We start from the raw sequence: 13,089 nt of genomic DNA, 5'->3' as shown, positions 1-13,089 counted from the left end.
CTGAATTAATCGTAATCTTGCACTCTTCTTCTATTTGAAGAAGCGCTAGAAAAGGGGAAGCTAAGGCTTCCCTTTTTTATATCTACTCTTCTTCTTTTCAATATGGTTATAAGCCAGTCATTCTTAGTCATGTGTTTTGTTTATGAAAAACATGATCTTAGTTTTACCTAACTTCCCTTCTTTTTTAGTACTCCGCTAAGTTACTGAAAGCCGCCAAAATCGTTCAAATCGTTATAACAAAACGTTCTGTAATTCGCTTTAATACAACTGGTAACAAGAACGATTCTTGTTTATATTTCATTCCATAGTGAAATTTAAAGGTAGTGAATATGTACGTTTGTCTTTGCCATGGCGTCTCTGACAAGAAAATTAGGAAGTTGGCGATAGATGAAGGCGTAACAGATATAAAAGGAATTAAAAGATGTACGGCGCTGGGAAGTCAATGCGGCAAGTGCATCAAGCAAGCGAAAGAAATTTTAGCTGAAACTGAATACCTAATGCTGAAACAAGCTAGCTAAATATTAGCTGAGCCTTTTTGACACCTTCTAATTTGCTTCTACATTTAAATGAAGCCAAAGAGGAGGGCTTTGCCATGAAAGGCGATCCAATCATTATTCAACATCTCAATAAGATACTCGGTAACGAGCTCATCGCGATCAACCAATATTTTCTGCATGCCCGTATGTATAAAGACTGGGGATTAAAGCATCTCGCAGATAAGGAATACCATGAGTCGATCGATGAAATGAAACATGCTGATCACTTGATCGAGCGTATTCTGTTCCTTGAGGGGTTACCTAATTTACAAGACCTCGGCAAACTTATGATCGGTGAAGATACCAAAGAAATGCTTGAGTGTGACCTTAAACTTGAGATGGCCGCCATTCCAGATTTGAAAGATGCCATCGCTTACGCTGAGGATATTCGCGATTATGTCTCTAGAGATCTGTTTCAAGATATTCTCGAAGACGAAGAAGAGCACGTTGACTGGCTTGAGACTCAACTCGGTTTGATCCAGATGTCAGGTATAGAAAATTACCTACAAGCACAATATGTCGATGAAGAGTGAGATTATATTTCGCTGTTTTCCTATCCAAACCAAGTGATAAAAAGAGCACCTGACCAGTAAACAGGGTGCTCATCACTAATATCTGGTCTAATCTCTTTTATTATCGGCCCTTTTAAGGATATCGCTCGCAATCTAGCCTATGAAGTTTGACTTCTATCCTTTAGAATTTATTCCCCCTTACCGAAAAATAACAAAGAGAAACGATCCATGTCTGAAGACAATCGCCAAGAAGTCACCCCAGAAGAAGAACGCCGCCAACAAGCATTGGATTACCATGCATATCCAACCCCAGGAAAAATTGCCGTAGAGCTAACTAAGCCTGCTGAAACTGCAAATGACCTTGCTCTTGCATACAGCCCTGGTGTTGCAGAACCTGTACGTGAAATCGCACAGAACGCTGACAACGTGTATAAGTACACAGCGAAGGGCAACATGGTTGCGGTTATTTCTAACGGCACGGCTATTCTTGGTCTTGGTAATCTTGGCCCGCTGGCTTCTAAACCAGTAATGGAAGGTAAAGCGCTATTGTTCAAACGCTTTGCTGGTTTAGACTCAATTGATATCGAAGTAAAACACCGCACGATCGACGAATTTGTCGACACAGTAGCAAATATTGCTGATACATTCGGTGGTATCAACCTAGAAGATATCAAAGCCCCAGATTGTTTTGAGATTGAAAAGCGTCTGATTGAGCGCTGTGACGTGCCAGTATTCCATGACGATCAACACGGTACAGCGATCGTAACGGCAGCAGGTATGTTGAATGCAATCGAGCTGCAAGGTAAGAAGCTCGAGGACTCCACGATTGTTTGTTTAGGCGCGGGTGCGGCGGCAGTCGCGTGTATGGAGCTGTTGATCAAATGTGGCGCGATGCGCGAGAAGATCTACATGCTGGATCGTAAAGGGGTGATCCACACGCGTCGTGATGATCTCAATGAATACAAACAGCTGTTTGCTAACAATACAGATAAGCGCACGTTGGAAGATGTGATTGAAGGTGCAGATCTTTTCTTGGGTGTATCGGGTCCAAATCTACTACCTGCAGAAGCATTGAAGCTCATGGCAGACAAGCCAGTTGTGTTCGCATGTTCAAACCCAGATCCAGAAATCAAACCTGAATTGGCTCACGAAGTGCGTGACGACTTGATCATGGGTACAGGTCGCAGTGACTACCCGAACCAAGTAAACAACGTATTGTGTTTCCCATTCATCTTCCGTGGTGCATTGGATGTTCGTGCAAGCGAGATCAATGATGAAATGAAACTGGCTGCGGTTGACGCGATTCGTGAATTGGCGAAAGAGCCAGTACCGGAAGCGGTATTAAAAGCAGCTGGCGTCGATAAGCTAGAGTTCGGAACTGACTACATCATTCCAAAGCCAATGGATTCACGCCTACTACCACGCGTGGCAAAAGCGGTGGCTCAAGCTGCGGTTGACTCTGGTGTGGCACGTATTGAAATGCCAGAGAATTACATGGCTCAATAGTGGTAAAGTAAAATTTAAAAATAAAAAAGGGACGCGAGAGCGTCCCTTTTTTTGTTCTTGGAAACCGTCCCCAGCACAGCTTCTATCATCGACGAATTTGTAAGCAATTATTCTTCGTCGAATGCTTCGAATTCGATTCCCATCGCTGTCATGATTGCTTTTGCTTCGGTAGGAATATCGTCTGGACGGTCTTTACGCAAATCTTCATCAGTTGGCAGTGGTTGACCTGTGTAAGCGTGTAGGAACGCTTCACACAGTAGTTCACTGTTAGTCGCATGGCGTAAGTTGTTGATCTGGCGGCGTGTTCGCTCATCAGTCAGCACTTTTAAAACTTTTAGCGGGATTGAGACGGTAATCTTTTTCACTTGTTCGCTTTTTTTACCGTGCTCAGCATACGGGCTAATGTATTCGCCATTCCAGTCAGCCATTGCGCACCTTCATTAATGTAATAAGTTAGAAAAATAAATATAGGTGCTGATTTTAGCTGCATTTACTGCCATAAGCAAAGACATATGGACGTCTAGAAGTGTTGACGTCTCATTTTTAGACAAGTAAAGTGAGGTTAATAGTTAGGGAAGAGTGTTAATCAATTGAGCAATACAAGCTAGATATAGCGCATTCCCATTTAGATGTCACCACCCGTGAAAGGATACACCCATGAGCACCCGTAAGCCTGCGACCATTGCTGTACGCACTGGTATCGAGTCAGACAGCCAATACAACGCTGTTGTACCACCTATTTACCTTTCTACTAACTATGGCTTCCCTGCATTCGGTGAAGTACCTCAATACGATTATACCCGTTCTGGTAACCCTAACCGAGGCTTACTAGAGCAAGCATTGTACGAGCTTGAATCAGGCAAAGGAGCGGTTGTCACTAACTGTGGTACATCAGCATTAAACCTTTGGGTATCGACGTTTCTTGGTCCTGATGATCTAATTGTAGCGCCGCACGATTGCTACGGCGGTACCTATCGTCTTTTCAATACTCGTGCGAACAAGGGTGATTTTAAAGTGCAGTTTGTCGATCAGTCGGATCAGCAAGCTCTTGATGCGGCGATTGCGAAAAAACCAAAGCTTATCTTGCTAGAAACACCGTCAAACCCGCTTGTGCGCGTGGTCGATATTGCCGCTGTGTGTGAAAAGGCAAAACAAGTCGGTGCACTGGTTGCCGTGGACAATACCTTTTTGACACCTGTGTACCAAAAGCCTTTGGAGCTAGGTGCGGATTTTGTTATCCACTCTACGACGAAATACATTAACGGTCACTCCGACGTTATTGGTGGTGTGGTGATCACTAAGAGTGAAGAGCATGCAGAAGAGCTGGCGTGGTGGGGCAATTGCATTGGGGCGACGGGAACACCATTCGACAGTTACATGACATTAAGAGGAATTCGTACGCTGGGTGCGCGAATGCGAGTTCATGAAGAAAGTTCTCAAGATGTACTTGCTTACTTACAGACTCAATCGTTAGTTGCACAGATTTATCACCCAAGTTTGCCAGAGCATCCTGGACATGACATCGCCAAGAAGCAGCAATCCGGTTTTGGCTCTATGTTGAGCTTCGAATTCGCAGGATCATTTGAACAGCTCAAAGTGTTTGTAAAAGAGCTGGAATTGTTTTCGTTAGCTGAGTCCTTGGGTGGGGTTGAAAGCTTGATTTGTCATCCTGCATCGATGACACATCGCGCGATGGGGGAAGCGGCATTAGCTGAAGCTGGTGTTTCTCAACAGTTACTGCGCTTATCCGTTGGTCTTGAAGATGCACAGGATTTGATCGCCGATCTTGAGCAAGCATTTTTAAAAGCAGCACAGTAATCGGGAGAGAGAAAAGTCATGAGTGTACAACGTCAGCTGCATAAATTTGGCGGCAGCAGTTTAGCCAACCCCGAATGCTATTTACGTGTGGTTGAAATACTAAAAGAGTATTCAGCCGAAAATGATTTAGTCGTGGTGTCTGCGGCAGGGAAAACCACCAATCGCTTGATCGAGTTTCTTGAAGGTTTAGATAAAGACGGTCGTGTTGCGCATGAAGCATTACAAAGCTTGAGACAATTCCAAACTGAATTGGTAGAAGCTTTGTTAACAGGTGAGGCACAGACGCAACTGCTTGCTTCCCTTCAAGATGAATTCAGTACTCTAGCAGAGTTAACGGCTCCGTTAACAGAAGCTCAAAAAGCCGCAGTGCTTGGACATGGTGAGGTATGGTCTTCACGCTTACTTGCTGCATTGCTGTCGCAGCAGAGTTTGCCAGCGGTTGCACAAGACTCTCGTACCTTTTTACGTGCAGAAGTAGGTACACAGCCAGAAGTCGACCGCGCTCGTTCTTACGCTCTAATTAAAGAAGCATTAGCACAACATAATCATCAGCGAGTGATTATCACAGGGTTTATGGCACAGAATGAGGCGGGAGAGACAGTACTGTTAGGCCGTAATGGTTCTGATTACTCGGCTACGGTCATTGGTGCACTGGCAGAAGCTAGTACTGTTACTATTTGGAGTGATGTCGCAGGTGTGTATAGTGCGGATCCACGTTTAGTCTCTGATGCATGCTTGTTGCCCCTACTGCGTTTAGATGAAGCAAGTGAACTTGCTCGCTTAGCTGCTCCGGTATTGCACAGTCGCACGCTTCAACCTGTTGCTCAAAGTACGATGGATTTGAACCTCAAATGCAGCTATCAACCGGAGTCTGGCTCAACCCGAATTGAGCGTGTATTAGCATCTGGTCGTGGCGCTAAAATCATTACCTCTCTTGATGAAGTGTTACTCGTGCAACTTTCATTTGTGCATGGTCATGATTTTGAGCGAGCGCAGAAAGAAGTGTTGCAAGCGTTAAAGCGCGCTCAATTAGAGCCACTAGCATTTGAAGCGCAAGAAGACCAACAAACATTGCGCTTAGCGTACACGTCCGAGATAGCCGGTGGTGCATTGGCTTACCTTCAAGAGTTGGCGGTTGAAGCTGAAATTAAACTGAAAGAGGGTTACTCACTGCTCGCAGCGGTAGGTGCAGGGGTCACGAAAAACGCCAATCATTGCTTTGGTTTTTATCAGCAGTTAAAAGACTCTCCGGTTGAATTTATCTCAGAGGCACAATCAGGGCTGAGTCTCGTCGCAGTATTACGCCGAGCCGAAGTGGAAGAGTTAGTACAAAGTATTCATAGTCAGCTGTTTCAAGCGCAAAAGCGCGTAGCGGTTGCCTTGTGTGGTAAAGGTAATATTGGTTCAAGTTGGTTATCACTGTTCGCAGAGCAAAAAGAAGAGCTCGAAAAACGCCACGGCATGAGCTTTGATTTAGTGGCGGTGGTAGATAGCCAAACTTACTGGTTTGATGAAAACGGGATTGATGCAGCAACGGTTGCTCAGCGCTTTGATGATGAAAGCATAGAGAATGATAGCAATTGGCTAACTAAGCTCGGTGCGATTCAAAATTTCGACGAAGCGGTGGTACTGGATGTCACTGCGAGTAAAGATCTGGCGGCACGTTATGTAGAAATTGCACAGCAAGGTATTCATCTTATCTCGGCGAACAAGGTGGCAGGTTCAGCTGATAGTCAGTATTACCATCAAGTACAAGATGCTTTCGCCAAGATTGGCCGTCATTGGCTATACAACGCGACGGTTGGTGCGGGGCTACCAATAAATCACACCGTTCGAGATTTGCGTGAAAGCGGTGACGAGATTGTCGCACTGTCGGGTATTTTCTCAGGTACGCTATCTTGGCTATTCCAACAATTTGATGGTTCGGTACCATTTACTGAACTAGTCGACTTAGCATGGCAGCAAGGTTTGACTGAGCCCGATCCTCGCTCAGATTTAGATGGTTCTGATGTGATGCGAAAGTTGGTTATCTTAGCTCGTGAGTCTGGTTTGGATATTGAACCTGAAAGTGTGAAGGTCGAATCGTTGGTACCAGAAGAGTTGCGAGATTTGAGCCTAGACGCTTTCTTTGACCAAGGTGATACCTTAAGTGAAATCCTGCAAGAGCGCCTAACTAAAGCTCAAAGAAACGACCAAGTGCTACGTTATGTCGCCCGTCTCGAGCGTAACGGTAAAGCAACGGTAGGAGTTGAGGCATTATCACGAGAGCATGCTTTAGCGAACTTACTACCGTGTGACAACATTTTCGCAATTGAGAGTAAATGGTACAAAGACAACCCATTAGTGATTCGTGGTCCAGGCGCAGGACGTGAAGTGACAGCCGGTGCGATTCAATCTGATCTTAATCGCCTAGCTGGCTTATTCTAAATCTTACTAAGTCCAATTTTGCGAACTACCACAAAACCTCGGATGGCTTCCGGGGTTTTTTATTGTCTTGATAATGCCATACTGAATCACAGAGTTAGGCGATGAGGTTGTCACTTAGGAACTTGAACTATCCTAATTATTAACTTGAGAAAAATTCATAATCACAAGGTTGACATTAAATCGTATTCAATACATTCTGGAGACATATAGACGTCTAAACGTCGATTTAAGGATTTTGATTTCGTGGTGGAGTTGCCACAGGGAGAGTAAGATGGGATACACACATGCAGGGCATATTGATGCCTTAAACCAGAATATCGCTGAACTATCAGACAATATCAACGTCTCATTTGAGTTTTTCCCACCAAGCAGTGAAAAGATGGAAGAAACACTGTGGAACTCAGTGCACCGCCTTAAAACTCTTCAACCGAAATTCGTTTCTGTTACTTATGGCGCAAATTCAGGCGAGCGTGACAGAACCCACTCTATCATCAAAGAAATCAAAGCAGCGACGGGTCTTGTTGCTGCGCCTCACCTAACGTGTATCGACGCAACTCGTGATGAATTGATCGACATTGCTGACGATTACTGGAATAACGGTATCAAGAACATTGTTGCGCTGCGCGGTGATATTCCACCAGGTGGTGGTGCGCCAGATATGTATGCGTCAGACTTGGTAGAGCTGCTTAAAGCACGCCATGATTTTGATATCTCAGTGGCAGCATTCCCAGAAGTACACCCAGAAGCGAAAAGCGCACAATCGGATCTGCTTAACTTAAAGCGTAAGGTTGAAGCAGGGGCAAACCGTGCAATTACCCAATTCTTCTTTGATGTGGAATCTTACCTACGCTTCCGTGATCGCTGTGTAGCGGCAGGGATTGATGTAGAAATCGTTCCGGGGATCTTGCCTGTATCAAACTTCAAACAAGCGTCTCGCTTTGCGGCGCAGAACAACGTGAAAGTGCCGGGTTGGATGAGCAAACAGTTTGAAGGTTTGGATGATGATCCTGTGACGCGTCAGCTTGTTGGTGCTAGCCAAGCGATTGATATGGTGCGTGTCTTAAGCCGTGAAGGCGTGAAGGACTTTCACTTCTACACACTTAACCGTGCAGAGATGACTTATGCACTATGCCACACGCTCGGTGTTCGCCCACAAGTCGCAGTAGGCGCTTAATACGTTTTCCCCAGATAGACAAAAGGCTTGCCCATCGGCAAGCCTTTTTCGTTTTATTCAAAGCGACGAATTAGCCAATCACTTCAAGTTCTGTTAGCACTTCTTCTGCCCAGTTAATCCACGCTTCACGTAGCATTAAGTTACGACGAAGTGTTAGACGCTCTAGTCGTGCTTGTTTGTCTAGTGTTGATGGTGTTGCGTAGTACGCGGCTTCAATCTCTTTGTAATGAGAAACCAGTTTACGAGACTCTTCCACAAGTTCAGAAAGTTGGTCACGAAACGGTGTCGCAGGTTGCACTGCACAAGCCATTAGCTTAGCAGAGAACTCATCACGTACTGTTGGGTGTGCTGTTGGTTGATCGAACCACTCACCTAATGCGCCACGGCCAGCGTCAGTAATTGAGTAAACCTTACGGTCAGGTTTGCCTTCTTGCGGTTCAAGTACGCAAGTAACCAGCTCTTTCTCAGCCATTTTGTTTAGTTCACGGTAAACTTGTTGGTGACTTGCTTTCCAGAAGTAACCGATGCTAGCTGAGAATTCTTTAGTGATGTCGTAACCGGTTGCGTCGCGAGTGCTAAGAACAGTTAAAATTACGTGTGGTAATGACATGTCTTCAATCCAAATGGTCAATAAACTTGTAAACAAGCTACTTACACTTTCATTTGCGCTCTTTCTGACGCTTGAGTTTTTTATGTGTAAATAGCACCAACAATGTTGGTCCTGTCACCTTAAAGCCGTTTATCACCTAGAGTGATGGGTGTTTCCATCGAGCTGGAGCCTATTTGATTGGATTTGTGAGCTTCCAGCAGGCAAGTAGTATATAAATAATAAGCATGAAGTGGAATAGTAGGACAAAATTACCCAAAAAAACTAATAAAATACTCAATAGTGTTTTTGTGTAGTGTTTTATGTTGTTTGGTGGGGACTTTTTGTTTTTTTCTTGGATTAAATGTCTGGTTGCGTATTGCTCAAATAGTAGAAGTGATTGGTTAGTAGTAACAAAGGCTGAGTATTAACTCAGCCTTTGGTTCTTTATGCGTAGCTTGGTTAGCCTGTGTTACGCATACCAGCTGCAATACCTGCAATGGTTACCATCAGTGCTTCTTCTAAGTTTGCAGAAGATTCTTCAGTCTGGCGAGTACGGTACAGCAATTCAGCTTGAAGCATGTTCAATGGCTCTACGTAAATGTTACGTAGGCGAATGGATTCTAGGCCCCAAGGATCGCTTTGCATCAGGTTCTCGTTGTTTTCTACGTTCAGGACAGACTTAATGTCCTGTTGAAGTTGATCTCGTAAGCGATCACCCAGCGGTTGAAGCTGCTCCTCAACTAAGCGCTGATCATAGTAACGAGAGATGTCCATGTTGCACTTGGTGTACACCATCTCAAGCATACCTAGACGAGTCGAGAAGAATGGCCATTCACGACACATTTCTTCCAGTAGTGCCTGATGGCCTTTGTCTACTGAGTATTGAATCGCTTCACCAGCCCCTAGCCATGCTGGAAGAACCAAACGGTTTTGGCTCCAAGAGAAGATCCAAGGAATCGCACGTAAACTTTCCACGCCACCATTCGGGTTACGTTTTGCAGGGCGAGAACCTAGAGGCAGTTTACCTAGCTCAAGTTCAGGTGTTGCTTGGCGGAAGTAAGGCACGAAGTCTGGCTCACCACGAACGACGCTACGGTAGGCTTCACAGCTCACCTCGGACAGCACATCCATTAAGTCACGCCACTCTTGTTTAGGCTCTGGTGGCGGCAGTAGGTTCGCTTCTAGGATTGCACTTGCATACAAGTTGAAGCTGTTGACTGCGACATCAGGTAGACCCAGCTTAAAGCGGATCATCTCACCTTGTTCGGTTACGCGCAGACCGCCTTTCAGGCTCTTAGGTGGTTGAGATAGTAGTGCAGCGTGAGCCGGCGCACCACCACGACCAATTGTACCGCCGCGACCGTGGAATAGTGTGAGTTCAACGCCTTCTTCTTCTGCAACCTTAACCAGAGAGTCCATCGCATGGTATTGCGCCCAACCTGCTGACATTACGCCTGCATCTTTTGCAGAGTCAGAGTAGCCAATCATCACCATTTGGTGGTTTTGGATAAAGCCGCGGTATAGATCAATGCCCATCAGCTGCTTGATTACCGCTTCTGCGTTGTTCAAATCGTCTAGCGTTTCGAACAGTGGACATACGTCCATGCGGTAAGGGCAACCCGCTTCTTGTAGCAGTAGATGCACGGCAAGTACGTCAGAAGCGGTACGTGCCATTGAGATAACGTAAGCACCAAACGCTTCGCGAGGTTGTGCTGCCACAATCTTACAGGTATCCAAAACCTCTTTAACTGGCTCTGATGGCTCCCAGTCGCGAGGTAGAAGAGGGCGCTTAGATGCAAGTTCGTTGGTTAAGAAAGCAATCTTGTCTTGCTCGCTCCACTGCTCATAGTCACCAATGCCTAGGTAACGAGTCAATTCAGAAAGCACATCAGCATGACGAGTACTTTCTTGACGAATATCGAGACGAACTAGGTGGATACCGAATGCTTTAACGCGGCGCAGCGTATCCAGCAGTGAGCCGTTGGCAATCACGCCCATGCCACATTCGTTTAGCGATTGGTAACACGCGTAAAGTGGTTCCCAAAGCTGCTCTACTTTTTGCAGAGGTGCTTTGACTGCCAATTTCTGGCCGTGAACTTTCGCGTCTAGAATGTCTTTAGTTTCGTTCAATAGTGAGCGAAGTTGTTTCAGAATCGCACGGTATGGTTCGTGTTGATCTTCACCTGCAAGCTCACGAACTTTATCGTTGCACACTGTCATTGACAGTTCGCTGATCAGTTCGTTGATGTCGTTAAGATATAGGTCAGCTGCTTTCCAGCGAGATAGAAGCAGTACTTCACGAGTCACGCTGTGGGTTACAAATGGGTTACCGTCGCGGTCACCACCCATCCAAGAAGAGAAGTGCACTGGGCGAGCATCAATTGGCAGACCTTCGCCAAGGTAAGATTTCAGGCGGTCGTTCATTTCACGTAAGAAGTCAGGTACGGCTTCCCATAGTGAGTTTTCGACCACTGCAAAGCCCCATTTAGCTTCATCAAGCGGTGTCGGGCGCTGCTGACGGATAACGTCAGAGTGCCAGCTTTGAACGATAAGTTGTTCAAGGCGACGTTCAGTTTTCTTACGCTCTTTGAAAGAGAGATCGCTCAGCTCAAGCTTAGATAGGCACTCGTTGATCTTCACCAGCTTATTGATCATGGTTCGACGAGTGATTTCGGTCGGGTGCGCAGTTAGAACCAATTCAATGTTCAGGTCGCGAACCGCTTGTGCCGTGTCTAGCTTGCTCACATCATTTTGCACCAGCTTTGAGAACAGCGAGTTAATTGCGTCAGGTTCGCAGATATGCTCTTCACAATGGCGTGAAATGGTGTGGTATTGCTCAGCAATATTGGTCAGGTTTAGAAATTGGTTGAACGCGCGGGTCACGGGCGTCAATTGCTCATCTGGCAAGCTTTTAATCTCTTCGATTAAGCTGTCTCTGTCAGCATTATTTCCAGCTTGAGCCGATTTGGATAATTTACGAATGGTTTCCACTTTCTCGAAGATTTCTTCGCCGTGGGCATCGCGAATTGTGTTGCCCAGTAAGTGGCCCAGCATGCGCACATTGCTTTTGAGTGCGGCGTATTTCTCGTTCATTGTCATCCTGCCTCGTAAAAAAACTACATCCATTGTCCTTGTTAAGACTCCAATCTAGCGAAAAGCACCAGTTCTAGTCAAATAAAGCACGCATAGATTGCAATTATTCCACTTCTCTCCTGATTTAGAGCAAAAATAGGTCAGCTTATCGAAGGAGAAGTGAAAATTAATTACAAAATAACGCTCTAAAAGAAGGATATAGCGTGCTAGAGGGGGCGTGGCGCAGATAACAAAATGCAGCTCAATCGAGCTGCATTGTGAGGAAAGTACAGAATGCGACTAACAACAATATTTCACCATCGCACGTGATAACACGTCGATGGTTGGGTCGATAAAGTCGAATGACAAGAACTCATCAGGTTGGTGAGCTTGGTCAATCGAGCCGGGACCTAAAACCAGTGTTGGACACAACTGTTGAAGAAATGGTGCTTCAGTACAGTAGTTAACGGTTTCTGAACTGGTTTGGCAGATCTCTTCTACACCACCGATAAATGGGTGGCCGTGTTGGCATTCGTACCCCGGAATTGGCTCGTGCAGGGGAATGATTTCTAATCGCCCTGGCCATTTCGCTTCGACTTCTTTCAAGGCTCCGCGCAGCATGTTCTCTAAACCATCAAGGCTAATACCAGGAAGAGGACGCACGTCATAATGCAGTTCGCAGCAACCGCAAATCCGGTTTGCACTGTCACCGCCATGAATATGACCGAGGTTTAGGGTAGGGCTTGGAATGGCAAAACCAGGGTGGTGGTACTCTTTCACTAGCTTGTCACGCAGTTGCATCATGGCAAACATGACCTCATGCATGATTTCAATGGCGTTGACACCAAGTGCCGGATCCGATGAGTGACCGGATTTACCTGTTACGCGAATAGCATTTGCCACATGTCCTTTGTGACCTCGAATGGGTACAAGGCTGGTGGGTTCACCAATGATACAGTAATCCGGTTTAAAAGGTGCGTTCTCAGTGAAATGACGCGCACCCAGCATGGTGGTTTCTTCATCACAGGTCGCCAACACATACAGCGGCTTGGTTTGTTTACTCCAGTCGACTTTCTTTACCGCTTCATAAATAAAGGCAAAGAAGCCTTTCATATCCGCAGTACCTAATCCGTAAAAGCGGTTGTCTTTCTCGGTCAGCGTATGTGGGTCAAAACTCCAACGTCCTTCATCAAATGGAACGGTATCACTATGGCCTGCGAGAAGTAAGCCGCCTTCACCTTCACCCATACGTGCGATCATATTGTGTTTGCCTGGTTCCACTTCGATCACTTCAACACTAAAGCCAAGATCTTTAAACCAAGATGCCAGCTTCTCGATCACTTTGGCATTGCCTTGATCCCAACTTGGATCGGTTGAGCTTATCGAAGAGGTACTGATCAGTCCTTCATAGACCTCTAGAAAACTTGGTAATTGCATGGATTCTTCAATTCTCCT

The 13,089-nt window shown here is 45.7% G+C and carries 10 protein-coding genes; 6 read left to right on the top strand and 4 right to left on the bottom strand.

Going from position 1 to position 13,089, the window contains the following annotated elements:
* Positions 1-329: 329 nt before the first annotated feature.
* The 3 genes from L1076_RS25710 to L1076_RS25700 all read left to right on the top strand — a co-directional run bounded on the left by L1076_RS25710 (position 330) and on the right by L1076_RS25700 (position 2,554).
* Entirely contained in the window at positions 330-518 is a 189-nt protein-coding gene (locus L1076_RS25710) for a bacterioferritin-associated ferredoxin (protein WP_038873712.1), read from the top strand.
* 74 nt (positions 519-592) lie between these two features.
* A complete protein-coding gene (gene bfr / locus L1076_RS25705) occupies positions 593-1,069 on the top strand; it encodes a bacterioferritin (protein ID WP_042605519.1) in 477 nt (158 codons plus the stop codon).
* A gap of 207 nt (positions 1,070-1,276) precedes the next feature.
* The gene (locus L1076_RS25700) at positions 1,277-2,554 is read left to right on the top strand and encodes a malic enzyme-like NAD(P)-binding protein (protein ID WP_038873706.1); all 1,278 of its coding nucleotides are present in this window, start codon (positions 1,277-1,279) and stop codon (positions 2,552-2,554) included.
* A gap of 107 nt (positions 2,555-2,661) precedes the next feature.
* Here the strand turns inward: L1076_RS25700 and metJ are convergent, their stop codons facing one another.
* Positions 2,662-2,982, bottom strand: a complete 321-nt coding sequence (gene metJ, locus L1076_RS25695; protein ID WP_038873704.1) for a met regulon transcriptional regulator MetJ — start codon at positions 2,980-2,982, stop codon at positions 2,662-2,664.
* Between the two features lie 229 nt (positions 2,983-3,211).
* Between metJ and L1076_RS25690 the strand changes: the two genes are divergently transcribed.
* The 3 genes from L1076_RS25690 (at position 3,212) to metF (ending at position 7,973) form a co-directional block, all read left to right on the top strand.
* The gene (locus L1076_RS25690) at positions 3,212-4,372 is read left to right on the top strand and encodes an O-succinylhomoserine (thiol)-lyase (RefSeq protein ID WP_038873701.1); all 1,161 of its coding nucleotides are present in this window, start codon (positions 3,212-3,214) and stop codon (positions 4,370-4,372) included.
* Between the two features lie 18 nt (positions 4,373-4,390).
* Positions 4,391-6,799 (top strand): bifunctional aspartate kinase/homoserine dehydrogenase II, encoded by a 2,409-nt coding sequence (locus L1076_RS25685; RefSeq protein ID WP_042603407.1) that lies wholly within the window; start codon positions 4,391-4,393, stop codon positions 6,797-6,799.
* A 271-nt stretch (positions 6,800-7,070) separates the two neighbouring features.
* The gene (gene metF, locus L1076_RS25680; protein ID WP_038873696.1) at positions 7,071-7,973 is read left to right on the top strand and encodes a methylenetetrahydrofolate reductase; all 903 of its coding nucleotides are present in this window, start codon (positions 7,071-7,073) and stop codon (positions 7,971-7,973) included.
* 70 nt (positions 7,974-8,043) lie between these two features.
* On the opposite strand, the gene L1076_RS25675 is transcribed toward metF, so the two are convergent.
* The 3 genes from L1076_RS25675 to argE all read right to left on the bottom strand — a co-directional run bounded on the left by L1076_RS25675 (position 8,044) and on the right by argE (position 13,071).
* Positions 8,044-8,583, bottom strand: a complete 540-nt coding sequence (locus L1076_RS25675; protein ID WP_038873693.1) for a PadR family transcriptional regulator — start codon at positions 8,581-8,583, stop codon at positions 8,044-8,046.
* Positions 8,584-9,021: 438 nt separating this feature from the next.
* Positions 9,022-11,655: a phosphoenolpyruvate carboxylase gene (ppc, locus tag L1076_RS25670; RefSeq protein ID WP_038873715.1), complete on the bottom strand. Its 2,634-nt coding sequence runs from the start codon at positions 11,653-11,655 to the stop codon at positions 9,022-9,024.
* A gap of 279 nt (positions 11,656-11,934) precedes the next feature.
* Entirely contained in the window at positions 11,935-13,071 is a 1,137-nt protein-coding gene (gene argE / locus L1076_RS25665) for an acetylornithine deacetylase (protein WP_045405851.1), read from the bottom strand.
* Between the last annotated feature and the right edge of the window lie 18 nt (positions 13,072-13,089).

The sequence above is a fragment of the Vibrio sp. MMG023 genome (assembly GCF_021654215.1).
Taxonomy (GTDB): Bacteria; Pseudomonadota; Gammaproteobacteria; order Enterobacterales; family Vibrionaceae; genus Vibrio; species Vibrio jasicida.
This window is presented reverse-complemented; position numbering and strand designations above follow the sequence as displayed.